At 47.4% G+C, this 25434-nt stretch carries 24 protein-coding genes; 17 read left to right on the plus strand and 7 right to left on the minus strand.

The genetic code is table 11. From position 1 onward, the window contains the following. Positions 1–27: 27 nt before the first annotated feature. The 7 genes from AC0YN4_RS01575 to AC0YN4_RS01605 all read left to right on the plus strand — a co-directional run bounded on the left by AC0YN4_RS01575 (position 28) and on the right by AC0YN4_RS01605 (position 6612). On the plus strand, positions 28–792 hold the full coding sequence (locus AC0YN4_RS01575; RefSeq protein ID WP_475834936.1) for an ABC transporter ATP-binding protein: 765 nt from the start codon (positions 28–30) through the stop codon (positions 790–792). A 2-nt stretch (positions 793–794) separates the two neighbouring features. Continuing rightward, positions 795–1664 (plus strand): ABC transporter permease, encoded by an 870-nt coding sequence (locus AC0YN4_RS01580; protein WP_475834937.1) that lies wholly within the window; start codon positions 795–797, stop codon positions 1662–1664. Positions 1665–1722: 58 nt separating this feature from the next. Continuing rightward, positions 1723–2706 (plus strand): ABC transporter substrate-binding protein, encoded by a 984-nt coding sequence (locus tag AC0YN4_RS01585; RefSeq protein ID WP_475834938.1) that lies wholly within the window; start codon positions 1723–1725, stop codon positions 2704–2706. A gap of 76 nt (positions 2707–2782) precedes the next feature. After that, a complete protein-coding gene (gene ggt, locus AC0YN4_RS01590) occupies positions 2783–4378 on the plus strand; it encodes a gamma-glutamyltransferase (RefSeq protein WP_475835559.1) in 1596 nt (531 codons plus the stop codon). Between the two features lie 18 nt (positions 4379–4396). Then, positions 4397–4948: a chromate transporter gene (locus AC0YN4_RS01595; RefSeq protein WP_475834939.1), complete on the plus strand. Its 552-nt coding sequence runs from the start codon at positions 4397–4399 to the stop codon at positions 4946–4948. Between the two features lie 27 nt (positions 4949–4975). Continuing rightward, on the plus strand, positions 4976–6205 hold the full coding sequence (locus AC0YN4_RS01600) for an amidohydrolase family protein (RefSeq protein WP_475834940.1): 1230 nt from the start codon (positions 4976–4978) through the stop codon (positions 6203–6205). A gap of 29 nt (positions 6206–6234) precedes the next feature. Continuing rightward, positions 6235–6612 (plus strand): nucleoside deaminase, encoded by a 378-nt coding sequence (locus AC0YN4_RS01605; protein ID WP_475834941.1) that lies wholly within the window; start codon positions 6235–6237, stop codon positions 6610–6612. Between the two features lie 95 nt (positions 6613–6707). Here the strand turns inward: AC0YN4_RS01605 and AC0YN4_RS01610 are convergent, their stop codons facing one another. Beyond that, complete coding sequence (locus AC0YN4_RS01610) at positions 6708–7187, minus strand: carboxymuconolactone decarboxylase family protein (RefSeq protein ID WP_475780712.1); 480 nt, start codon at positions 7185–7187, stop codon at positions 6708–6710. 284 nt (positions 7188–7471) lie between these two features. On the opposite strand from AC0YN4_RS01610, the gene sigJ reads away from it, so the two are divergent. Further along, a complete protein-coding gene (gene sigJ, locus AC0YN4_RS01615; protein WP_475834942.1) occupies positions 7472–8326 on the plus strand; it encodes an RNA polymerase sigma factor SigJ in 855 nt (284 codons plus the stop codon). 49 nt (positions 8327–8375) lie between these two features. Here the strand turns inward: sigJ and AC0YN4_RS01620 are convergent, their stop codons facing one another. Genes AC0YN4_RS01620 through AC0YN4_RS01630 form a run of 3 tightly spaced genes read right to left on the minus strand, consistent with a single transcriptional unit; the run spans position 8376 to position 12095 of the window. Further along, positions 8376–9464, minus strand: coding sequence for a GerAB/ArcD/ProY family transporter (locus AC0YN4_RS01620; RefSeq protein ID WP_475834943.1), 1089 nt, complete (start codon positions 9462–9464; stop codon positions 8376–8378). Positions 9465–9489: 25 nt separating this feature from the next. Further along, on the minus strand, positions 9490–10653 hold the full coding sequence (locus AC0YN4_RS01625) for a Ger(x)C family spore germination protein (RefSeq protein WP_475834944.1): 1164 nt from the start codon (positions 10651–10653) through the stop codon (positions 9490–9492). After that, positions 10650–12095 (minus strand): spore germination protein, encoded by a 1446-nt coding sequence (locus tag AC0YN4_RS01630; RefSeq protein WP_475834945.1) that lies wholly within the window; start codon positions 12093–12095, stop codon positions 10650–10652. The genes AC0YN4_RS01625 and AC0YN4_RS01630 overlap by 4 nt, the downstream gene beginning before the upstream one ends. Before the next feature lie 204 nt (positions 12096–12299). Between AC0YN4_RS01630 and AC0YN4_RS01635 the strand changes: the two genes are divergently transcribed. From AC0YN4_RS01635 to AC0YN4_RS01655, 5 genes are all read left to right on the plus strand, one after another. Continuing rightward, positions 12300–13946 (plus strand): PAS domain-containing sensor histidine kinase, encoded by a 1647-nt coding sequence (locus AC0YN4_RS01635; protein ID WP_475780716.1) that lies wholly within the window; start codon positions 12300–12302, stop codon positions 13944–13946. Positions 13947–14055: 109 nt separating this feature from the next. Further along, positions 14056–14391, plus strand: coding sequence for an MmcQ/YjbR family DNA-binding protein (locus tag AC0YN4_RS01640; protein WP_475780717.1), 336 nt, complete (start codon positions 14056–14058; stop codon positions 14389–14391). A 28-nt stretch (positions 14392–14419) separates the two neighbouring features. Beyond that, positions 14420–15784, plus strand: coding sequence for a polysaccharide deacetylase family protein (locus tag AC0YN4_RS01645; protein WP_475834946.1), 1365 nt, complete (start codon positions 14420–14422; stop codon positions 15782–15784). 153 nt (positions 15785–15937) lie between these two features. Continuing rightward, positions 15938–16981, plus strand: coding sequence for an S-layer homology domain-containing protein (locus tag AC0YN4_RS01650; protein ID WP_475834947.1), 1044 nt, complete (start codon positions 15938–15940; stop codon positions 16979–16981). 140 nt (positions 16982–17121) lie between these two features. Continuing rightward, a complete protein-coding gene (locus tag AC0YN4_RS01655; RefSeq protein ID WP_475834948.1) occupies positions 17122–18060 on the plus strand; it encodes a phosphotransferase family protein in 939 nt (312 codons plus the stop codon). Between the two features lie 118 nt (positions 18061–18178). Here AC0YN4_RS01655 and AC0YN4_RS01660 read toward each other — a convergent pair whose 3' ends face one another. Then, positions 18179–18565: a LysM peptidoglycan-binding domain-containing protein gene (locus AC0YN4_RS01660; RefSeq protein WP_475780721.1), complete on the minus strand. Its 387-nt coding sequence runs from the start codon at positions 18563–18565 to the stop codon at positions 18179–18181. A gap of 162 nt (positions 18566–18727) precedes the next feature. Between AC0YN4_RS01660 and AC0YN4_RS01665 the strand changes: the two genes are divergently transcribed. Together AC0YN4_RS01665 and AC0YN4_RS01670 are read left to right on the plus strand one after the other, a co-directional pair. Beyond that, a complete protein-coding gene (locus AC0YN4_RS01665) occupies positions 18728–19219 on the plus strand; it encodes a GyrI-like domain-containing protein (protein ID WP_475834949.1) in 492 nt (163 codons plus the stop codon). A gap of 254 nt (positions 19220–19473) precedes the next feature. Continuing rightward, positions 19474–21474 (plus strand): transglycosylase domain-containing protein, encoded by a 2001-nt coding sequence (locus AC0YN4_RS01670; protein ID WP_475834950.1) that lies wholly within the window; start codon positions 19474–19476, stop codon positions 21472–21474. Positions 21475–21897: 423 nt separating this feature from the next. Here AC0YN4_RS01670 and AC0YN4_RS01675 read toward each other — a convergent pair whose 3' ends face one another. Both AC0YN4_RS01675 and AC0YN4_RS01680 read right to left on the minus strand, forming a co-directional pair. Continuing rightward, on the minus strand, positions 21898–23493 hold the full coding sequence (locus tag AC0YN4_RS01675; protein WP_475834951.1) for a phytoene desaturase family protein: 1596 nt from the start codon (positions 23491–23493) through the stop codon (positions 21898–21900). 200 nt (positions 23494–23693) lie between these two features. Then, complete coding sequence (locus AC0YN4_RS01680) at positions 23694–23972, minus strand: hypothetical protein (protein WP_475834952.1); 279 nt, start codon at positions 23970–23972, stop codon at positions 23694–23696. A 172-nt stretch (positions 23973–24144) separates the two neighbouring features. Here AC0YN4_RS01680 and AC0YN4_RS01685 point away from each other — a divergent pair, with 172 nt between their 5' ends. Next, on the plus strand, positions 24145–24705 hold the full coding sequence (locus AC0YN4_RS01685) for an RNA polymerase sigma factor (RefSeq protein WP_475834953.1): 561 nt from the start codon (positions 24145–24147) through the stop codon (positions 24703–24705). Then, positions 24689–25354, plus strand: a complete 666-nt coding sequence (locus tag AC0YN4_RS01690; protein ID WP_475834954.1) for a DUF4367 domain-containing protein — start codon at positions 24689–24691, stop codon at positions 25352–25354. The genes AC0YN4_RS01685 and AC0YN4_RS01690 overlap by 17 nt, the downstream gene beginning before the upstream one ends. Positions 25355–25434: the final 80 nt, after the last annotated feature.

The following is a 25434-nucleotide window of genomic DNA, read 5'->3' on the forward strand; positions in this document are numbered from 1 at the left end:
ATGACGAGAAACGAGAGGGGAATGGCGATGATTGCAGAGAAGGCTATACACATTAGCAATGTCTCGAAGCGATATGGAACAGGTACGCTGGCGCTGCGGGAAGTCGACTTGGATATCGGAGAAGGTGAGTTTGTTTCTCTGGTGGGTCCGTCGGGTTGCGGCAAATCAACACTGCTGCGGATCATGGCCGGACTGGGCGAAGCAACCGAAGGCGATGTGTCCGTCCTCGGTCAGCCTTCACAGCAATTGATGAAAACGAGCGGTCAGCTGGGCTTTGTTTTTCAAGAAGCCAACCTAATGCCTTGGCGCACGGTAGTCGAAAATGTTGAATTACCGTTAGAGCTTCGTGGAGTAGGGAAGAAGGAGCGGCGCGAAGAGGTAGATCGCGTATTGCGACTCGTGAGATTAGAGAGCTTCAGAGATTCATATCCCAAGGCACTGTCAGGCGGCATGAAGATGCGGGTGTCAATTGCTCGCTCACTCGTCTCGAATCCCAAAATCCTATTCATGGATGAACCTTTCGGCGCACTGGACGAGATGACTCGGCATCATCTACACCAGGAACTGCTTGAAATTTGGCGCCAATCGAAGCTTACAGTTGTATTCGTAACTCATAACGTATTTGAGGCAGTCTACCTTTCCAGCAAGGTCGTCATTATGAAGTCTTATCCGGGTCAAATTAGCAGCACGATTGATATCTCTGCCCCTTACCCGAGGGACGATGAGTTTCAAGCTTCAGCAACCTTCGGACAGTTGGTGGATCAAGTATCGAAAGCTTTAAAGGGGGGCTAGAGATGAATGATATTTTGAACATCGAAGTAAGCGCAGCGCCGGCGAAACCTGTGAAGGATCAATCTGCCACTCACAAGCCTAGTAACGCGAAGCGTATTATTCCAATCGCTGCACCGCCGATCATTCTCATGCTGGCCGTTCTGGCGATATGGCAGCTCATTACCGTAATATTTGATCTTCCAAGATACATTCTTCCTTCGCCGACGGCAATTGCGAAAGCAGCATCGGAGAGGGGCGGTGACCTGCTTCGCTCCGCATTTAATACTTCGTTATCCGCATTCTTCGGTTTCCTGCTCAGTATCGTGATTGGGAATCTAACAGCGCTGCTAATGACGGCATCCAAATGGGTACAGCGAAGCTTGTCCCCTTACGCCATCGTCCTTCAGACGATTCCCGTAGTAGCTGTTGCGCCTCTAATCGTCATCTGGTTTGGGACCGGCATGAATTCGATCATCATCATTTCCTTTATCGTAGCGGTATTTCCGATTATCTCTAACAGCAATCTCGGCTTAAATGCGACGGACCACAACCTAGTGAACCTCATGCGCATGTATAACGGAACCGGCTGGAAAATGATGTGGAAACTGCGTATTCCTTATGCGATGCCCTACATATTAGGCGGGATGAAGATCTCATGCGGCCTCGCCGTCATCGGTGCCATTATTGGTGAATTTGTAGCCGGTATTGGTGGAGCAAAAGGAGGGCTTGGAATTGCAATTACTTCGGCAGCCGTGCAAATGCAGACCCCTTACTTGTTTGCTTGCGCGATAACCGCCTCCTTGCTCGGCATGATCTTCTTCGCGGGAATCTCTATTTTATCCTATTACGTCCTCAGAAATTGGCATGAATCAGCTTCTCAAACGGAGAACTGACCGATACTGGTGGTTTCAACGCTTCACCAAATATAGATGATGGATGGGGAGATTGAGGATGAAGATGATGGAGAAAACGAAATTGGCTGCATGTACAACGATTTTGGCTGCGGTATTGGCAGGTTGCGGATCCAATTCGGGATCATCTGACGAGCCTGTGAAAATCACGCAAACGATGAGCTGGTTCGCTCAACCCGAAATGGGTGGACACTATGGCGCGGTAGCTGGCAAGATTTACGAGGATGCCGGACTGGACGTTACGTTACAGCAAGGCGGACCGCAAGTGTCCAACGTGCAGCTGCTTGCTTCCGGCAAAGTGCAATTCGCCATGGCTAATGCGGATGAGGTCGTGCTTGCTCGCAATGAAGGTATCCCAATCGTGACCATTTTCGCTAACCTCCAAACCAATCCGCAAAACCTGATTTTTCACAAAGACTCCGGGATTACGAAGATTGAAGATTTGAACGGACGTAAGGTGTACACAGCGACCGGATTCCCTTTCTGGCAGTACCTTAGCTACAAATATAAATTGGATAACGTGCAGGTTCAGAATTACACGGGTTCATTGGCGGGCTTCTCCGCGGATAAGGATTCGGTCACGCAAGGTTTTGCAACCAACGAACCATACGTGCTCAAAGGAGAAGGCATAGATGTGGATTGGTTCTTGAATGCGGATCTGGGCTACAACCCGTACGGAAATGTCGTAATCACAACGGAAGACATGATTAAAAATCATCCCGATACCGTCAAAAAATACTTAAAAGCAACCATAGAAGGTTGGGATTATTATTACGCGCATGGCGATGAAGTTAATAAACTGATTAACGAAACCAACAAGGATTATTCCCTCGATCATCTTAAGAGCTCACAAGAAATTACGAAGGACTTTGTTTTCGGCGGAGACGCGGCTTCGCACGGACTTGGCTACATGTCGGAGGAGCGTTGGAAGACGCTTGTGGATGAGATGAAGGAAGCCGGCATGATCAAGAAAGATATCCCAACGAGCGAGCTGTATACGAATGATTTTCTTCCGGAGAAATAGAAGGATTGTGTAGGTCAGGGATCCCCTAGGGGGTCCCTTTATATCAAACAAAGGAGGTAACGCGGTGACAAACATCATGCCGATGTCCTACAAGAATATGATTGCAACACCGCATTACTTGGCCTCGCAGGTGGGAAATCAGATCTTATGTCGCGGCGGCACTGCCATGGATGCATCGGTTGCGGTCAGCGCCGCTCTTGGCGTCGTTTATCCCCATATGACGGGAATTGGCGGCGATGCTTTCTTCATGATTCATCACAATGGGACCGTCATGGGATTTAACGGCAGCGGCAGATCAGGTGGACTGGCCACCAGAGAATATTACTTGAATAAGGGCTTGAATACGATTCCCAGTCGGGGAGTCGAGAGTGCAATTACGGTTCCGGGTATGGTCGATACATGGTGGGAAGTATGGTCGCGTTACGGACGGCTGCCGTGGGCGGAATTAATCCAGCCTGCTATTGAGTATGCGGAAGATGGCTTCCCTATATCAAGGGATTTGCATCATTGGATGGTAACAGATGAACAGCTCATTCGAGCAAGTGAACCCATGTCAGAGGTGTTCCTGAAGGATGGGAAGCTGCTGGGACTTGGAGATCGTCTTGTTCAGCCAGCTTTAGCGGCTAGTTTAAAAGCACTTCAGTTGGAAGGAAGGGCTGCCTTCTATGAAGGCTCATTAATGAGGGGGATCACCGAGTCAATTGAGCGGGATGGCGGATTGCTTCGAGAACAGGATTTTCGCAGTCATCATGGGGAATGGGTGGAACCATTGTCGATTAATTATCGAGGTTACGATATTTATGAGATGCCGCCTAACTCGCAAGGCTTTTCCACACTCATGATGTTGAACATGCTGGAAAATGTGAACCTGGATAAGATCCCTCGGCTTTCAGCGGAGTTCTACCATTTGGCAGTGGAGTCCATCAAGCTTGTTTTCATGGAGAGAGATCGTTATGTAACCGATCCGAGATTCACAGCGGATATCCCGATGGAGAAGCTGTTGTCCAAAGCTTATGCGAAGGAATTATTCGAGAACGTATATAGAGTTGAAGGTACGCCTATTCATGTCAAACCACACCTGTCGCCTGTATTAGGGCAGGACACTGCTTACGCTGCAATCGTCGATGGTGAAGGAAATGGAGTTTCGTTTATTCAAAGCCTCTATTTCGATTTCGGCTCTTGTTATATGGCGGGAGATACAGGCATTATTTTGCAAAACAGAGGTTCTTACTTCTCCCTTGATGCAAATCATGTGAATACGCTAGAGCCGATGAAAAGAAGCTTCCATACGTTAATGCCTGCAATGATAGGCAAGGATGGCACGCTCTACGCGTTGCTCGGCACACAAGGCGGGGAAGGTCAGCCGCAAACACAGCTCTCGCTAATAACAGGGTTGTTGGATTATGGACTTACCATTGCCGAGGCGATTGAGCTGCCGAGATGGGTATACGGCCGAACATGGGGAACAGACAGTGACGTACTTCGAATGGAGAATCGTGATCCGGAGTCGGAAGAAGCGGCTTGCGAATTGGCGGCATGGGGACATCAAGTACAATTATATGGAAGTTGGGATCGGATTATGGGGCAGGCGCAAGGCATCGTCATCGATGCGAACGGACTTCGAAGCGGTGCTGTCGATCCGCGTGGAGACGGTATGGCGATCAGCTCGTAGTGGGAAGGAATTGTGCAGATGAGCCTATTATGGAAATTATTCATTGCTTTCGGCTCAGCGACGATGCTGGGTTATGGTGGAGGACCTTCGATCATTCCGCTCTATCAAGATCAAGTTGTCAACCGCAACGGTTGGATGGATACGTCGGAGTTCGGCAGCGCGCTTGCGTTCGGGAACGCGTTGCCGGGGCCGATTGCAACTAAGCTTGCCGCGTATATAGGGTTTAAAGTCGCCGGCTGGGGCGGCGCTGTTGTAGCCCTAAGTGCGGTAGTTCTGCCCACCGCATTATTGATGGTCGTGCTCTCCGGCATATTGGTGAAGCTGGAGCATGTTCCGGTCATCAAAGGCATGATCAAAGGCGTTCAGCCAGTTATCTTCACGATGATGGCACTTCTTGCTTATGATTTTGCGAAATATGCTTTCCAGCCCGGCACAAGCACGCTTGGCTTAAACTTTCTACCGTTTATGATTGCATGCATGTTCTTTATTATGGTGCAGTATTTACATTGGAATCCGGTCTGGGGCATCTTAGGTTCATTGGCATTAGGAGCATTGTTTCTGAGAGGATAGTCGTTACCGGAGAGAAGGCAGGTGTCTATGTTAGATCTATTATTTCATAACATTGGGATTTCCACCGGCAAGGGTCGCTATCATGTCGGGGTTAAGAACGGGTCGATTGTCCTCTGCGAGCCTGCAGGCGTTGAATTACCGAATGCACAAGAAACAATTGAAGGGGAAGGCAATATCCTGCTGCCTGGTTTGGTTGAAACACATATTCACCTCGATAAAGCATTTCTAACCGAAAAGTCGCAGGTCGCTGCAGGCGGACTGGCTGAGGCGATTGCTGCAACTCGAGCGTTGAAAAGCAATTATACGTACGAAGATATATATAACCGGGCAACACGGGTTCTCGAACGAAGTGCGAGATTCGGCGTGACAGCAATGCGCTGCCAGGTTGAGGTGGACCCAATCATTGGACTTCAGGCGATGGAGGTTACACTCGCACTAAAGGAGAAGTGGCGAGATACGATTGATATGCAGCTTGTTGTTTTTCCGCAAGAGGGGATCATGCAGCAGCCGGGTACCGCGGAGCTGATGGAGGAATCACTGCGGATGGGGGCCGATGTGGTCGGTGGTATACCTTATAACGATTACTCCGCGAGTGATCATATAACATTCGTATTTGATCTTGCGGAGAAATACGGAAAACCTGTAGATTTGCATATCGATTTCTCCGATAATCCGAGTGAACTGAACGTGCTTACGGTTGCGACAGAAACCATTAATCGTGGTTATCAAGGGCGAGTAGCAGTAGGTCATGTTACATCGCTTGGCTCTGTCATACGCGAGAATGCGCTTGAATATGCTAGGCGGCTGGCTAAGGCGGATTTGCAAATCATGTGTCTACCGGCGACAGACCTCTATCTCGGAGGTAGGCAAGATAATCAAGCCGCACGCCGCGGGTTGACCCCGGTAAAGCTGCTGCAAGAAGCAGGCGTTAACGTGACGATAGGTACGAACAATATTCGCAATGCTTTTACACCATTTGGAACAGGAGATCCGCTAGATATTGCGTTGTTATTGGCTAATACCGCGCAGTTCGGGACGGTGCTTGAACTCGAGAAAATGATGCAGATGGCGACAAGCCATGCTGCGCGTGCACTGGGTTTAACGCAATATGGGATTGCTGTTGGCACTAAAGCCGATCTTGTCATGGTGCAGGCCGAGCGGGTAGAGGATGTCATCATCGATCGCCCTCCACGCTTAGGCGTTTGGAAGAATGGAGTGAAGAAAGCCGAGATGTTCGTAGAGACTAGGCGGTTCTAATCCAGACATCGGAGGAAGGGCGGATACTCATGTACATCGAAGATACGCTTAGGTTAGCTGTGAAATTAGCCGATGAGAATTGGCATACCGGCCATGGCGACCGTTACGGAGCTGTTGTGGTGAAGAACGGCAACATTATCGCGACCGGAACGAATGAAGTTACCTGGAAATGCGATCCGACAGCACACGCCGAAATACAAGCCATCCGAACCGCCTGCCTTGCAATGAACGTCACTGAGCTGATAGATTGCGAATTGTATGCCAGTGATGAACCTTGTCCGATGTGTATGAGTGCCATCCGGTGGAGCGGTATCAAACGAGTTTATTATGCCCGTGCGTCAGAGACTAGCTTTCAAGATAAGTGGAGTGAAAGAGCGGCAATCACTAGTTTGCATCTCGTGGAATGAGTTTTTTAGCAGCAATAAAAGAAGCTCCTGAATGGCATTCATTCGGGAGCTTCTTTGTGGGTTCAGCTGACTATTTGAACGATATAAGCTCTAAATTAGTTCAAGCCGGCTTTAGTCAAACCAAATGCAGTATCAGCCGAGCCAGGCACATATTTAAATGCGATGTTGATGCGATTCCAGGCATTGATAGCCATAACTGAGTAGGTCAGATCAGAAAGCTCTTTCTCCGAAAATTGCTCGCGAACGCGATTATACACCTCGTCAGAAACACCATGCTCAGGAAGCTTAGTCAGAATTTCAGTCCATGCCAGCGCTGCGCGTTCACGCGGCGAGAACAACGTGGATTCTCTCCAAATGGACAAGTGATACAGACGAAGCTCTCTTTCACCATTGATCTTTGCTTGCTTGGCGTGCATGTCAAGGCAGAAGCCGCAACCATTCATTTGGGATGCACGGATATGAACGAGATCGAGAATTGACTCTTCGATGGCGCTTGTTTTCTCGGCATTGCTTAGATTCATCAATTGCTTGAAAAATTCCGGCGATTGTTGCATGTAATTTATACGTTGACTCATAGTCGTTAATTCCTCGCTTTACTGGTTTTGTAAGTTCGGTTTAGTATGTCTCAACCGCTCTTCGAACATATAACGAGGCTGCATTATTTTCTGTGACAAGGATCGGAATTGAAATTCGACATACATATTAACATGCATGAAGGAAAAGCTAAGTACCAAATGAATGCTATAGAATTTGAAAACCTGCCCAAATCGCTTGTCACAATTTGCATCTGTATCTCGTTATATGTAATGGCCTTTTTCTGTGCTTTAAGAAGGTAAGGATTATGAATGGAAGTGTTAGGATGCAGGAATTGTATGAGCAGTACAAGGGATTGCTGTTTAAACTCGCCTATCAGCTGACCGGCTCCGTTTCCGATGCTGAGGATGCTGTGCAGGATGTATTTATGAAGGTATATGAAATTCCACCGGAGAAGCTGACACAGCCCAAAGCTTATTTATGCAAAATGGTTACGAATCGCTGTAGGGATTTACAGAAATCCGCTCGCAAGAAGCGAGAACAATATTTTGGAGAATGGCTGCCGGAGCCGTTAGTCAGTTCTTATGATGATGGAATGGAATCGGTTGCCCGAGATGAGCTCTTATCCTATGCCATGATTGTTATGCTTGAACGGTTAGCTCCCACGGAACGCATTGTGTTCGTATTACGCGAGGCACTTGGGTTTGAGTTTCCCGAAATTGCGGAGTTGGTGGAGAAGAGCGAAGTGAATTGCCGCAAAGTTCTTAGCCGCGCAAGGGCGAAGATGGGGATTTCCTCCGAAGAGCTCGTTCAACCCGAGGCAGCTAATGATAAATGGGCACATGGCTTCATAGCAGCGCTTAAACAAGGGAACCTCAATGAAATCCTATCCATGCTCGATCAGAATGTTGTGCTTGTCTCTGACGGAGGAGGGAAGGTTTCTGCGGTCGTCAAACCGGTTGCATCAAGAGAAATTGTGGCTAAGTTTCTCAGTAAACCGCTTCATAAAGCGTTTGAAGGATCGATTGTTGAGGTGGCTGGGCTAAACGGTCAGCCAGCGATTATTCTTCGTTCAGATGAAGGAATCCATACCGTGGTGATGCTCCATATTGAAGGGGATGTCATCCGAAATTTATATGTACTGAGGAATCCCGACAAGCTTCAGCATTTAGCCGTGTAGAAGTAACAATGAAGCAGGACGTATCGAATCACATCGTTACGTCCTGTTTTTACGTTCTATGGTTCTGTCTTATGCTGCCGATCATCCAGAATATCAACGGAATGCCTAGGAAGGCAGAGGGGTAGAAGTACCGGATCAGAAATGCATTCCTGGTTGTATTCGCAAATTGAATGTGGTGCGTGCTATAAATAACACTTCCCAGTAGAATGAAGGTCAACACACATGAAATTAGCTTCCAATTCTTGAAACCGGTCCATTCCGATAATCCATAACTAAGGATGAACATCGCAATCGATAATTTAATAAAGGCGCCAAACAACCATAAAGGAATAAAGAAAGCGTCGATATTTTGCACGAAATTGAGGATGTAGACAAACTTTGTGAGGGAATATACAGGAACCACGAGCTGCGCGGCTAAGAAGGGTCCTGTTACGGATAGTACGACAAGTGTAGATAGCAACCCCCAGAACATGGAGACAGCTGTGCCCCAGAGAATGGCCCGTGGTGCGGTTCGTTTGTTCTCTGCGAAGTAGAACAGCATCAGGATAATAGAGGGATCGACCATGTAATTGCACGATAGCAGTGCGCCATTCAGAATGTGATGCCACCCGGAGTCGGCATAGATGGGGAGAATACGTTTTATATTCATTTCCTGAGGATTCAGAAACAGGATGGCGAAATAAATAAAGACAAAGATCGGACCAATGATCTCTGTACAACGGCTAATCGCGGTAAGCCCGCCTTTGCAAACGACACAAGCAATGAGAAACAATAGACAAATTAATATGACGATCATCGGTGTGTTATGGAGCATGACTAAGTTTTGAAATTCAACCGTACCTTCTACGACAGAAGACATCTGCATGAACCAAAGGGAAAAGTAAACGGTGACGATTATTTTACCTAACACGGTACCAAACAGATCTTTAACGAAATGAACTACCGATTTGTCTTTATGCTGTTTACATACACGGAGAATCACCCAGGTTTCGGTCATCATGATCATGGTGCCTAATAGAATGGATATCCAACTATCCTGAAGTGATTCCTCTGCAGCTAAACGGATAGGAAGGTAGGAGAACATAATAATGGATGAAATACTGATCAACCAGAACATCTGATAGCTGCTTACTTTCATTCCTTATTGCCCCACCTTTCCTCCGTTAATCGAGCGGTGCACCAGTCACGCCTGTTGACCGAAGCTGAATATTCGCTTGAATGTTAACGTCGATTTTCTTGAAGTTATGATCCCAATCCGCTCTCTGTGTTTTCCACCAGTAGGGGTGTTTGCGATGCAGATACTCTCCAATTCCGATTACATCAGGTCCAAAGTGTTGGATTTTCCCCATCGTTTGCTGCAGTTCCATCTGTATTTGCTCATTCAGATAGCGCTGAAGGGCGACCATATTCTCTGACCTCGACATATCGAGAGACGTTGAATTTTCGAGTAGATACGCTTGCGCCTTGACCGTTAGCACAACGTGCGTGGGATCATTACCGGAGTGAATTCGTCGTTTCTGATGGGTTAATCGAAAGGATAAGACGCCTTTACCATTCTTCGACGGAATTGTAATACCGCCGTTACTGCCTTTCCCAATCATCCAGATTGCCAGAGTGCCTTCACCCGCGTTCAGAAATCCTTTAATCTTCAGCTTCTTGTCCATAACGGCGAAGCCCGCAACGGCAGCTATTGGCGTCTTCTTCTTGCTGTTTAATTCTACTTCTTGGATCTGGAGGTAGGGGATAATCGGACGAGTACCCTCTGCCAGACTCTCGATTACGATCTGTCTCGACGTAAACTCGTCTAACCCGTTGATCTGCATTTCCTTCCCGGCAGCAACGCTCGAATTATATTCCATGGGATGCTTGAGCTTTAGAAATTCCTTCGCGCTGCTCCCTCGTACGATAACAATGGTATCCCTTAAATTGTTTGCCGGATCTCTGCCCAGCTTATCGAATAGCTTGTTTAATTCGTGTTTCGCGAAGAACTCTTCACCTACAGCAATTAAGATTCGGTGACTTGTCATCAATCTGCGAGATATTTTACCTTGGATCTTCTGACTGGCGTCGAATACATTTCTGCCTGTAGCCGATACGACGATATAGTTATCCTCTCCGCCAGATCCGCCGCCGCCTTTATTGGATCCGTTTAGCTGAGAGGGGATAACGATCTGATCACTGATCTCAATATTATCCCCTTCGGCATGATCAACCGCCGTCCCCAAGATAATGGCTAACTGATTAGGTTCGATAAAATCTGTACAGCCGGAAAGCGACAGCAGCAGGATGGCAGCGACACACAAGAGCAGTGTAAACCGAACCATCATGGAGTCCCTTTCTTATTTCGTCCATTTTTCATCCAGAATGGGTATCGAATGATCAGATCTCTTATTCGTTTGCGATCGAAAGGGGCGACCGGACTTAAGTATGGCGTTCCGAAGGATTCTAGCATGACCATATGGATCAACAAGAAAATAATGCCGAAAGCGAAACCTACGAAGCCAAGTGCGCCGGAAATAAACAGCATCATGTAGCGAATGATACGAAAAGGAAGGGTAGCGCTATATCTGGGAATCGTATAAGCGGCGATCCCCGTTAAGGAAATGACAATGATGATCGGCGTAGAGATGATGCCGGCTTCAACGGCAGCTTGTCCAACAACCAGTGCTCCGATGATACTGACTACAGGGCCGAGCTGATTGGGAAGATGTACGCCGGCTTCTTGCAAGCCATCGAAAATAAACATCATAATGAAGACTTCGATTACGGTTGGAAAAGGAGAGGTTTCCCGGGCAGTCGCAATTCCGATCATAAGATTGCTTGGAATCATCTCCGGATGGAAAGTCGAGAGTGAGACATAGATGGCAGGTAAAGCAAATGAGATGAAGGTCATGATATATCTAACCATTCGGGTTAGGATGATAAAGACGAATCGCTCGAAATAGTCATCCGCGGATTGGAGACCTGACCAGAACGTGATGGGAAGGATAAGAGCGAAGGGAGTTCCGTTCGTGAGAAGCGCGACCTTCCCATCTAATAAACTTGCGGTTACGATATCCGGGCGTTCAGTATTCTGAACTTGCGGGAAGAGGGAGAAGGAATTATTCTCGATCCATTCTTCGATATAGGCAGAATCGATGACGCCGTTAATCTCGATCTTCGCAAGCTTTGCTCTCACTTCTGCCAAAACCTTCTCGGACGCTAAGCCTTGCACGTAAGTGAGGACGACTTCGGTTTGGGTGTACTTCCCGATCGTGAACGATTCCATCTTCAACTGCGGGTGAATGATCCTGCGCCGAATTAATGAAGTATTCGTACGGATATTCTCAACAAAACCTTCCTTGGAACCACGCAAGGTGGACTCCTTCTGTGGTTCTTGAATGCTTCGCATCTCATATTCTTGAACCTGAGCAAGGAGTGCTGATGCTTCGCCATCTACCAGAATTGCTAGACTGCCATGCAAAATATGTTGAACGAGATCTTCCATGGATTCATCCGTCTTGATGTTCGCCAAAGGAAGCCATTCTCGTTCGAGCATAGCTGCCAGTGATTGGATTCGTTCTATGCCATGCGGCAAACCGCTGAAGATAAGCGGCTTCAGCACATTATTTTCGATGCTTTGCACATTAGCCATGCCATCCAAATAAGCGAGTAAAAGCAAAATATCATCTTTCAATGTGAATCGACGAAAAACAATATCCGAACAAAGATCGAATTGATCTCTCAGGTAAGCTTCATTCGCTTCAACGCTGCTGCTAATGGCAACCATAGATGATCCCCCAGTAGATAAAGTATACTCGGTGAATATTATGAGCAAAGCAGGTTGCAGCTATGCAGATTCTGGTAAACCAACGCAGGCAGCGTTGGTTTTTTCTTGGAAAAAAGATCTATAATTATTTGAAGAAATAAATGATATAATCAACGAGCAGTAGAATCGTTTCAATTTAATTTATATAGTTAAGGATGAATGGATATGAAAACCCGGTCACCGGTGCGAAAATCAGATTCGGCTGTTAAGATTTCGATTATTTATGTGTTAATCGGCAGTCTCTGGATTATCCTGTCCGATAAAATAATAGATATGCTGCATTGGTCAGATGCCATCTCGGTCAATTTAACGAAGGGTATCTTCTACGTGTTAAGCACTGCCTTGATTCTTTACTTCTGGGTAAAAGGAGTGAAGAAGGCACTAACCGAGAGCGAAGAACGTTATGGCGCTATCGTCGAACATTCTCCGGAGCCGGTTGCCGTTCACCGAGACGGTAAGATCGTGTTTATTAATCCTGCAGGAGCCAAAGTAGTAGGCGCTGCAAGTCCGGAAGACGTCATTGGTCATCCTATCGTTAATTTTATCCATCCCGACTTCATTGATAGGGTTCATGAACGTGTTCGACAAGTGATGGTCGAGGGAAGATCGACGGAGCCCGTTGAGCAGAAAATTATACGCCTTGATGGACAAGTTATTGATGTAGAAGTAAGATCAGTGCCCATCAAGTACCAAGGCAAATCGGCTGTGCAGCTTCTATGTAAAGATATTACCGAGCGCAAGCTAGCCGAACGTAAGCTGGAAGAGAAAGAGCAAGCCTATAAGTCGCTTGTTGATCATAATCCGGATGCGATCTTTACCGTAAATCTTGAGGGCTGTTTGTCGAATGTAAATCCGGCTACCATCAAGATTACAGGTTATCCGCTTGAAGAGCTTCTCCACCAAGATTTCAAGCAGTTCATTATAGAAGATGACCGGGAGAAGACATGTGTTTTATTTAAGGAAGCTTTACGCGGTGAATCCACTAGCATTGAAATCGCGATTCGCCATAAATCCGGTCATCCAATCGATTTGAATTTGAAAATGGTTCCGATTATCATTCATGATAAAATTGAAGGTGTGTACGGCATTGCTAAAGACATTACCAAAAGGAAACGGACGGAAGAATTATTGATCAAATCCGAAAAGCTGTCCGTAGTCGGTCAGCTTGCCGCAGGAGTAGCGCATGAGATTCGAAATCCATTAACATCGCTTCGCGGATTTGTTCAATTGTTCCAAGCTAAAGAAGATATGAATCAAGAGTATTTACAAATTATGTTATCGGAATTGGATCGCATCAATGATATCGTCAGCGAATTTCTCGTCATCGCCAAACCTCAAGCTCTGAGCTTTGAAGTTAGAGATGTACGGCAAATTTACTACGAGGTGATCTCGCTTCTCGAAACGCAAGCAACCCTCAGCAATGTACAAATTCATGCTGAAATCGCCGATGACATTCCAATGATCAGCTGTCAGCAAAATCAATTAAAACAGGTTTTTATCAACATTCTCAAAAATGCGATTGAGTCCATGACAAGCGGAGGCAGCATCCTCATTCAGATGAAAGTCGTGGATCATCAAATTATGGTCCGCTTCATAGATAACGGCTGCGGTATCTCGGAAGAGCGATTGTTGATGTTAGGCGAACCTTTCTACACGACGAAGGAGAAAGGGACAGGACTCGGACTCATGGTATGTCATAAAATCATTGAAGCACATGGAGGAACTCTCCATATTGCAAGCCGGCTTAATGAAGGAACAACGGTTGATTTGATCCTGCCTATTGAAGAGAGTGGAGTCCTGCAAGAAGCATAGAAGATTGTGAGGAATATGGAAGATCCGCGAAGCTCGCGGGTCTTTTTTTGTTGTGAGCAAGAGGGGAATTTAGTCATATGGCGAAAATAGACAACAGGAGGGGATCACCTTGGTAACCGAGAATCAAATTAGAAGTTATGCGCTATCCTTACCTGAAACGGACGAAGTCGACCATTGGGGCAAGCCGTCTTTTCGCGTGAAAAATAAAATATTTGCCGTCATTCAGCCTGATGGAGTGTCATTGCTTGTGAAAATAACGGCAGACGATCGAGCAGCCTACACGACAATGGATCCTGCCGTTTATCAGGTTCCTCCGAAATACGCGACACTGAATTATGTCATCATTCAACTGGAACTCGTGGATCCGAATGAACTGAAGCGTTTGATCTTCAAGGCGTGGAGCCTGGTTGCTCCGAAACGTGTCGTAAAGTCATTTGTTACTTAGGCAGTGATTGGATAGGGAGGGATATGGGATGGCTAAGGTTCATGTCATGCTTTGGTTTGATACGGAAGACTATATTACCAAAGAGTCCGAAGATGCATTATTAGCGGTAGTGCACATGTTAAATAAGCGCAGCACGAAGGGAATATTCAAGATTGTCGGTGAGAAAGCACGTAAATTGGAGCGAAACAACCGGCTTGATATTATTGAGCAGCTCGCACAACATGAAATCGGCTATCATACAGATTGGCATAGCGTTCATCCTACGGTCAGCGAATATTTGGAGAGTTTCGGATTTGCAGATGGTGCAGAGGAATTTGACTTGCGAGAACGGTCGGGGCTAGAGGATGTGACGCGAATTACGGGACAAACAAGCAAGTGTTATGGCCAAGCGGGTTATTCATGGGCACCACAAACGTTCCCCGTACTACGAAAGTGGGGAATTCCGATTTATTTGGACGTACATGATCAAATTACGCTGGATCATAACCCGTTTTGGTACGGCGGATTGCTCAATCTCACCGATATGAAGGGCATTATGCGAATGGACTTAAAGGCGGATGGTCTGGAGGAGGGCAAGGCATTATTCGACCGGCTGTATGATGAGCTCTCTATAAAAGATCAAGAAACCTTCATTAGCATTTATTATCATCCATGTGAATTTGCGTGTACGGGTTTCTGGGATGGCGTAAATTTCAATAAAGGCCACAACACGCCGCCTGATCAGTGGCAGCCGGCTCCACTCAGACTTGCAGGAGAGATGGAGCGCTATATCGAGATGTTGGGTGAATTTATCGATTATACGCGTACAAAATCCAATGTGAACTATATCACTTCGACAGAAGCGCTCGATATGGAGAAGTCCAATCGGAATCCTATGCATCCTTATGATGTCCGGGCCATTGCGGCGGGACTCTCGAATGAGTTGAACTATACCGTTTATCGGGATTACTCTTTGTCTGCTTCTGAATTACACGCTTTATTTTGTCGGTATCTGCTTGGACAAGAATTAATCCCTGAGCTTATCTACGGCCCGGAAAATGAAGCTCAGAGTGATCTATCCGAAGCTGTTCCCGTTGCGGACATTAAGAAAGTGATCGCCGAGGAATATCCCAAACTATTGGAATACAAGCAGATGCCGGATTATTTCACAGTAGCCGGGTACCGCATTAATCCCGTTGACCTTACCTGTACGTTGGCAAGCGTTATCGCTAATGGTTATCGGGATGAAGATCGCATTGCGATCGTTTCCGGAGTGTTGAAGTCGAAGGAGCATGCCGGAACAGATGAGAATTGGGGGCCGCAGTGGAGTCCGTTTCCTCCTGATCTGAAAGTGCCAAATCTCATTCGCTTAGCTCAGCTTCAGACGTGGACATTGAAACCGGCATTATTCTAATGCAAACGGGCCATTGTATAGGGAGGTAGAGATTGCGGTGATTGACGAATTTACAATACCTTAACAATTTTCAAGGTTACTTCCTGTAACCTTTTTCAATTCATGCTCGTCTACCTTATCTGAAAGCCAATATACTCCATGAGGTGAACGAAAATGAAAAAAACATTCAAAATGATCACATTAACTGCTGCAGCAGCGACTATGGTATTTACTTTTGCAAGCCAAAGCTTCGCAGCAACTTCCGGTTTCACGGATTTAGGCAATAGCACAGCGAAGAATGAGATTATTTCCTTGCAGCAGCGCGGCCTGATCAAAGGGATTTCGGCCGATCAATTTGCACCGCATGGTACAATGACAGCGGCTCAAGGCGTTCAGCTCATCGTGAATGCACTGAATTTGAACCTGGATCTGGTTCGATTCTTTAAAGAACCGAAAGCGACTGATTATTTCGTGAATGCAAACGATAAAGCTTGGTACGCAGACGCGCTGATCATTGCTGCAGTCAACGGCCTTGATCTGCCGAAGGATCTGAATCCGAACAAACATTTAACGCGTGAGGAATTCACTCATGAGCTGATCCACGCGATTGAAGTAACAGGCAAATTGCCAATGATCAAACCGGTTGTCGTAGATATCGCTGACCAAGATCAAATTAACATCGACTTCTCCGGATCAATCACGCGGGCACTTAACTACGGCGTCATTAAACTTGGCGAAGACGGCAAGGTGAATCCGAAGGTTATCATTACGCGTTCGGAAGCAGCCGTCGAAATCTACAATGCACTGGCTTACATGAAGGCTCACGCAGCGCCGATCGATGCAAACAGCAAAGTATCCATCAAGCAAGGTAACGAAATGATCGGTGATGCAATCGGAGTAACACCATCCCTGAGTGAGGATGCCGACTCCAGCGCAGCATTTACGCGAGAAGCATTTATTACGCAGCTCGTCAAAGCGGTAGAAGAAGCAGGCAAGCTGCCCATGATTAATGTTGTGGTTACTGATATTAAGGATGCGGATCAAATCGACGTTATCAATTCCGGTGCAATTCAGCGCTCACTCAGCTATGGCATTGTGAAACTGAGCAGCGATGGCAGCTTTAATCCGAAGAGCGAAATTACATACGGAGAAGCAACTGAAGCGATCAATAATGCCGTTGCTTACTTGAAAGCTCGTCCGGATACTTCTGCGAAATAAAATTCAATCTACACTGACTGCCGGACGATTGCCCGGTGGTCTTTTTTTTATTGCAACTTTTTCCACTTCAATGCGTTAAATAAACATCCACCGAGATGGGGGACAGAGGAAGATCAAAGGAGGATTCGCTGTAAGCTGCCATGGAGAACATTATCGTACAACAAGCGGAACGATTAGCAGTCGAATATTTGCAAGAACAAGTGATATCTTCTTACCAGATCTTAGGCAAAGGGTTCATAAACCAAGTCTGTGTAGTCGAGACAGCAACTCATAAAGTCGTAGTCCGCATGAATGAGTCGTCCCTTTATCCCATCTACCTCAAAGAACAATGGTGCATGGAGCAAGCTGCTTCGGTTGGCGTTCCCGGTCCGGACGTGTTGGCCATCGGAATTGCCGGAGAATACGCATATATGATTCTATCTTTCGTCGAAGGCGACAATGGGTTAGACAGCTTGGCTCATAAACCGGAAGTTTGGCGGCAGCTAGGAACATATGTCAAACGTATCCATGCAATTGATGTGAAGGGCTTCGGAGAAGAGCTGTTTGACCCCATTGCCGGTGAATTCAAATCACCTCCTCACCCAGGGTCTGATGGCAGCTGGCAGGGGTATGTGCAATATAATATTAACAGTTTGACAGAGAATGACCGGTTAATTGATCTTGGCGTCATCTCGCAGGCAGAATCGGTGAGAGTAAGAGAGATATTCGAGTTAGTGAAGCGAACCGCATATCGATTCGGCTTAAACCACGGTGATCTTTCGTTGAAGAATATGATAATCAATTCAGAAGGACAAGTTCGATTGCTGGATTGGGGCGGCGCAGAGGTTCATGTCGTACCTGATGGAGACATTATTCAAGTTATGCAAGGGATAATGATAGGCGACGGTCCGAATGCCGAAGAATTTGATGCTTTTCTTGAAGGGTATGGGCAAAGGGTAGAAGACCTCGCTAATCTGAAGCAGTTGATGCTGCTTAGAGCATTCGATAAGCTCAGGTGGGCAATAGATCGAAGTCCGGAGCATATCGAATCCTTTGCCGCCTATGCGAGGAAAGTGGTGGAATTGAACCTGGAATCATGATTCATGCGCGAATTATTAGGGTCACTTGGTATACTTTCAGACACAGAAAAAGCCTTCCGACACGCAGTCGTTGCGTATCCGAGGGCTTATTGTTTTTCATCGGCGTAATGAAATGTCTTTATTTCTGAACTTCAGACGGTTGATGCGCCATCTCGGAATAGGTTTTATGACAAACCATATTGGATATACGTGGGATGACGATCGTTTCGCCTACTTTCAATTGGTTCGGATTCGTATGCTGAGGGTTCGCTTCCTCTAAGATTGGCATCGGGATGTTATATTTGTGGCCGATAGAGGCGAATGTGTCCCCCGCTTGAACTTGGTGCTGTGCGAAAACCATGTCATCCGATTGACCGTCTCGAAAGAACGGGAAGAAAAATGGCGAGAAGGAGAAAAATGGAAACAAGAAACGTCCTGGGAAGAACGGATGGGGAAACGGGCGGAAGAACGGGCGACGGCCGAATCCACCACCAAATCCGCCTCCAGGGAAAAATCCACGATTCATTAGGTAACCTCCGTGATGTTGGAATAGTCATTTGACTATATAGAATATCCGTTAAGGCTTGGAATCGTTACAGGGAATATGGAAAAATATTGTTTTCATTAGGGCAGGAATCGTTTACGGGCTCTAGAAATGTTGTAATATAACGCAAATAGAGGTGTTTAGATGAAGATAGAAATCGCTCAAACAAATGCAATTGCATCTTATGTTGGAGTAAGGGCAAGCAGTCTCATGACGAATTTAGGGGATGCTGTTAGTCGGGCGCTGCAAGAGGTCGTAGAGAGAAGCAACGAAATTTCGAATATCAGAAATCGTGAAGTGACTTATGGAATCACGCCTCCGAATTATAAAGGGAACGACGGTCTTCTTGATGTCTACTGTTGTTATGAAGTGGAACCTCTGGCTAATGTACCTCACGGCATGGTTCATCTTCACCTCTTACCACGGTTGTATTCGGTTACCTACTATCGAGGGGCTGCCAGCAAGCTCGTTACTGCCTACGATTTCACATCGCAATGGCTTGCCGAGAATGGATATGAGTATGACGATGTATCGTATTATTTGGAGCGATACGATGAGAAGACAATGCGTGAAACAGATGATGAACGAAATGAAATCGCGATTTATTGCCCGATCAAGAAGAAAGCAATGGAATAGGAATAGCTTGTAAATAGGCTTAGAAATCCGCGCGAAATCGCGGATTTTTTGTTGCTTGCACAATCTCCAGTAATTACAAACGAATGAATATCGGTTGAACCACCTGAAATTCGATTCTCTCTGCGAACTACTATCTGAGGCAGGGCAGGATAGGAAGAGGTTGGGAGAAGGATATGAAACCGAGAAGCAAAGAGAGATCGACAGTACAACTGTCGTGGAGAAAGATAGGATTCGCAATAATACTGACAGCTATCGTGGTTGTTGCTTTAGGCTGGGCCACCTTCGGCGTGTTGGTTAACAAACAAGATATTACTTTGCTGGCAAAGCCGCTTCCGGCAGCGACGATTATTTATGATCAGGATGACAAAGAAGCGAGCCGAATATCGCTCAATACCATTGAACCGGTCAAATTCGAGCAATTGCCGAAACATCTCGTTGACGCGGTAGTTGCGGTTGAAGATAAGCGCTTCTTCGAGCATGACGGGACTGACCTGTGGGGGATAGGTCGTGCTCTGATGACCAACCTAACGAGTGGACAGACGGTACAGGGAGCGAGTACGATCACACAGCAGCTGGCTAAGAATGTCTTTCTGACTCATGATCGAACGTGGGGAAGGAAATGGAACGAAGTACTCTTATCCAAGAAAATCGAAGGACAATACGATAAGCAGCACATTATAGAGATGTACCTCAACCAAATCTATTTTGGCGAAGGGGCTTGGGGAATTAAACGCGCGGCAGAGACTTACTTCAGCAAGAAGGTTGAGAACCTGACGCTTTCAGAGTCGGCGCTTCTTGCGGGCATCATCAGAGCGCCTTCGGCGCTTTCGCCGTTCAAGCATCTCGATAAGGCTATAGAACGCCGTAACACTGCACTTCAGCTCATGAAGGATCAAGGGAAGATTAGTCAAACTACGTTTGATAAGACTGTCCGTGAGCCAATCAAACTCGGAAGCTCCAAGCCAAACCGAGGTGAAGGTATCAAGTACCCGTATTATGTGGATCAAATCATTCGAGAAGCGTCCGCCTTGTACGGGTTAACCGAGAATGAAATCCTGCACGGAGGTCTACGGATACATACGGCGTTAGATACGAAAATGCAGCAGGCTGCAGAACAGGTTTATTCCAAGAACTCAGTGTTTCCGAATAGCGTTGCTGACCAGCTTATTCAAAGTGGTACGGTATTGGTCGATCCGCGTGATGGCGGAATTAGGGCACTCGTTGGCGGAAGAGGGCAGCAGCCCTTCCGTGGATTTAACCGTGCCGTGCAGCTGAAGCGACAGCCCGGTTCCACGATGAAGCCGATTTCCGTTTATACGCCGGCTTTCGAACAAGGCTATCGTCCTGAAGATACGCTGCTTGACGAGCCGGTCGCTTTCGGTGGATATGAACCGAAGAATGCCGGAGGAGGCTACCACGGAGAAGTATCAATTTACGAAGCGATCGTAAATTCCTACAATATTCCAGCTGTGCGGTTATTGAATGAGATGGGAATTGACGCCGGGATGGAAGCAGCGGAGCGCTTCGGGATCGAGCTTAAGGAAGAGGACAGAACTCTTGGCCTCGCACTAGGTGGATTACAAGAAGGCGTTTCGCCGCTAACGATGGCTGAAGCTTTCGGAGTATTCGCCAACGACGGAGTTCGCATGCCTGCGCACTCGATTATTAGCATTGAATCCGCAGACGGAGAAGTGCTGGCGGAAGCAGCTGAGGATTCCGGTGTACAGACAACGGATTCTTCCGTTGCACGTACGATGACGGCAATGCTTGAAGGTGTCGTACAGGAAGGAACGGGGGAGGCAGCGGCACTTGCTGGTCGCCCCATCGCCGGTAAATCAGGCACAACGGAAATGCCGGGAACCGGGGGCGAAGGGATCAAAGACAACTGGTTTGTCGGCTATACCCCGCAGCTGGTCGGTGCCGTATGGCTTGGATACGATCATACGGATGCGCAGCATTATCTAACAACCACTTCAAAGGCCGCCGCGGCTGTATTCCGGGAGCTGATGAGCGAGGCACTGAAAGGCGAACCGGTCCTTGCCTTTCCGAAAGCGCCGGGTGGCGCAGTGAAGAAGCCCGGTAAACCCCCGAAAGCTGACAAGGGAGACAAGGGAAATAAGCCAGGTGATAAGGGAGATAAGGGTCCGGGACATAAAGGTCCAGATAAAGGTCCAAAGAAAGACCACGGTAAGAAAGACGAGGAGCGCCCCCCGAAGGGACACGACAAACATGGTGGTCCGAGAGATAGAGATTGAGTAGGTTCATGTTCATTTCCAAACAAAGAAACCGTCCCAATAGGGAAGAGCACTGCGTTCGTTGAGCTTGAAAGGGAAGTCAGAAGCATAGAGAAAGGGGCTATCCTGCGTCATCATCGATGACGCATGGGATAGCCCCTTCTCGTCGCGCGAGTAGATTGGTTAGTTCAGCCTCTGAGAGTTCGTTTACTGAATTCTCAGCTTCATTTCTGCGCGCTTTCGGCGGTGAGAGTTCGACTATCGTATTCTCCCTCTCTCCCTCACGCGCGGGTCAGTGATTTAATGTTTAAGAGTAGGGTTATTCGACTTTTGCGCAACATTAAGACAGAATCGATCAATTGGAACGGAAAATGTTGCATTCTCTGCAGCAATGTACTCGGCCAAATTTAGGAGCTAAGTCATAAGCGCACTTTCGTTAAACTCCTATACATGCACATCATGAGCTAATAATTGCTGCGCCACAATATAGCCCGATCCGCCGTTTATGCCATGTCCCGGCCATGTGGCTGCGCCAAGCATGTACAGATTCGGAATCGCTGTTTGATGGCTGGGTTGGGATGGGAGCGGGCGGAACAAGTAGCTTTGTGCGAAATCATGGGAACCGCCGTAAGGGTCGCCGGGTCCGGAATTCGGATTAAAGCGAGCGATCGTATCCGGCGTTACGACGGATTTGCCGATAATGGCGTCCGGAATGTTCGGAATATGCTTGCCGACGACGCCTATTACGCGTTCCGTGAATCGTTCGGTAAGCTCATTCGTCCACGATCCGTCACCAATGTCTATCAGTCCGGCAGCATCGCCGCGGGGTCGACAAGGAACTTCCAGAACTTGAAGCCGCATAATGGCTTTGCCGGCCGGAGCGCGGGAAGGATCAAGGTTCGTTGAGCAATCTACCGTGAAAGTCGGTTTGGCCGGGAGCAGATCAGCCATCCCTTGTGCAATGGCTTGGGTGAAGCCGTCGAGTCCATCAGTTAAGTGAGGCTGGCCTACGCGATCAAATCGCCCATCCGGCCACTTCGGCGCTTCGCTGAGGGCGAGATGGATCTGAACGCAGCCTCTTCCATAGCGGAATCGCTGTGCTTCAGCGCGGATCTCAGGGTTGACTTCAGTATCCGACAATAGCGACATGAACAGCTGGTCCGGTCCGGTAGAGGCGACAACCGCATGCTTCGCGTGAAACTCTTCGCCATTGGCTGTGCGAACGCCGACAGCTTTACCATGCTTAACGATAATCTTCTTGACCATCGTTCCTGTCATGATCTTGCCGCCTTGATCCTGCACTAAACGAGATAATGCCCGTGCAAGCTGCTCGCTTCCTCCTGCAGGTATTGGCATTCCGCCGCCCATTAGCGCCATCGAGGTGAGTGGCACCCAGATTCCGCTGCCGATTTCGTCAGGTGTTCGTCCTAAATGTGTGACCCAAGAAGCCAACATGGAACGCATGACCGGCGACTTGAATTCGCTAACGACATTCCGGGCTGTCGAGAAGAGGGAAGGAGCGAATGTAGTTAAGCTTTTGCCCCCGACTCGTTTGTCATAAAGCAGCTTATGTATAATCTCGGTAGCCTGCTGGCTGGATAAGTCTAAGTTGAATAACTCGAATACATCTCCGGCATAAGGTGTAAACGCTTCGAACATACGGCCAAGCACGGCCCCATCGCCGGGAGCCAGACGATCGGCTTCGAGCACAAGCTCTTCGGCTGACCGTGCGAAGACTGCCGTTTCCCCGCTCTCCATAGAAACACCGGTGGGCAGATCCGTATTCACGTAATGCAAGCCCCGCGCTTCGAGTTCTTTTCTGAAATCCGCATAAGCAGGGCCGGTCAAGAAAAGTGGGTGAGCAGCGGAATATACATCATGCTTAAACCCCGGCAATGTCAGTTCTTCCGTACGCAAAAATCCGCCCGGGCGATCGTTCTTCTCCAATAATAGGACGCTTCTTCCCGCGCGCGTCAAATATGCGGCCGCAATCAGTGCGTTATGGCCACTGCCAATCATGATGACATCATACTTGTTCAATGACGATTCCCCTCCAAGACAAGACTAAGTGCCAGTTCCAGTTTAACGCATGAGGCGTAGCGAGAAGTGGCGGTTAGTGTCGATAAATCCAAATTTTACCTAAAATTTATATGTACTTATAATTTAGGCGATCATATCTCTTAGAGGCGGTTATATAAAATCCAAAAGACCTATTTAAAACAGGCCTTTTGGCGATTACTTCATTCATCTAGCCGACGAGAGAGGTTATTATTGACCGCGCCAAACCCACCAGCCGTTACTGTTATTCTGCCAACCGTTATTGCCGCGAGATCCATTGCAGCCACGAGAACCTTGGGTACCTTGCGTACCTTGCGTACCTTGGCTGCCGCGTTTACAGTTGCAGCCACTAGAACCTTGGTTACGACGCGAATCTTGAGCGCCTTGCGTACCTTGGTTACCGCGATTGCAGTTGCAGTTACGCGAACCTTGGTTACCATTACGAGAACCGTTACAACCACATGCCATATCTATCAACTCCTTCATCATGGGATGTTAATAATATATGTATTGAATCTATCAATTGTTATAGTTGTATGCCCATTTACTAGACTAAGGACGACTAAAAAAAATCGAAAACCATGCAGCGAATCGCAAACGAAGACCGTCTAATAGGGTGGAGGTGGTTATTCAGTGAAGCCGGCCGGCAAACAGAACAAAGAACAATTCTCGAAAGACCCTGCAGAAGCGCTTGAGCAGCTAATGGATCGTTACGGTGCAATCGTAATGCGCACCGCGTATTTCTATACAGGTGATCGCCATCTTGCAGAGGATATCAGTCAAGAAGTGTTTCTGCGCAGCTTTCGCAAATGGACATCGTTTCGTGGTGACAGCAGCATGAAGACCTGGTTGACGACAATTACCATTAATGTTTGTAGAGACAAAATGGGGGTTCGAATGTTTACAGAGCAGCCCACCGACCCGAGCCAGATGGAGCGAGGTCATACAATCAGTGCCCAGGATGAGGCTCTTGAACGACTAAAGAAAAGCGAAGTACTCCAATATTTGCTTCGTTTGCCAATCCCTTATCAGGAGGCTCTGTATTTGTACTATTATCTGGACCTCAGTACGAAGGAGATCGCGGATGCGACTTCTTCGCCGGAAGGAACGATACGAAACAGACTTCACCGGGCACGTGAAGCGTTAGCTAGCTTGATCGATAAGGAGGAACTGACAGATGACAGAAACAGATAATCGATTACGCCAACACTTACGGGAAGAAGCAGATGAAATACTCTTCAATGACATGGAATTGAGCAATCGAATGAAACAGAAGATCCGGCAGGAAGCAGCTGCTCAGAAGACGAAGCGTAGGTTCTTGCTCCCGAAAGCATGGACGTTGGGATTCACAGCGGCAATTATGATCATCGCTGTGTTCTTGATCCTTCAACAGCAGAATCCGGGCACGAATACGGCCGAGGATACGCCGTCAACCAACCAAGGAGCCAGTGGCTCGCAGCTGTCTCAATTGATCACAACACCAGTAAGCACAGTAGAAGAAGCTATAGCATCCTTCGGACCAAATCTGCGAGTGCCGAATGACGTACCGGATGGTTATTCACTTACAGAGATCATAACGGTAGGGATGAAGGATGAACCGGTGAGAGATGTGATCTTCACGTATTCGTCAGGCAAGAAGAGCATTACGTACGCTGTGAGCCGCATGAAAGCCGTATTTCCTGTAGATCTGTTCAAAGCGACGCAAGTAAGCGGAAGTGACGGGTTTGTATTTGAACAACCAGAGCTCGTTGAGCTGTATTGGCTTGTCGACGATATTCAGTACTCCATTACCGGTCCGTTGTCAGGCGAAGAAGCGATGAAGATCGCTGAATCGGTAAAATAATAACATGGGCTGCCTCAACACGGAGGCAGCCCTGTTTTATCTTCAGTTCATTTGTCCGAATTGACGAGTAAGGCTGCCGA

The sequence above is a fragment of the Paenibacillus sp. J22R3 genome, from assembly GCF_056269305.1.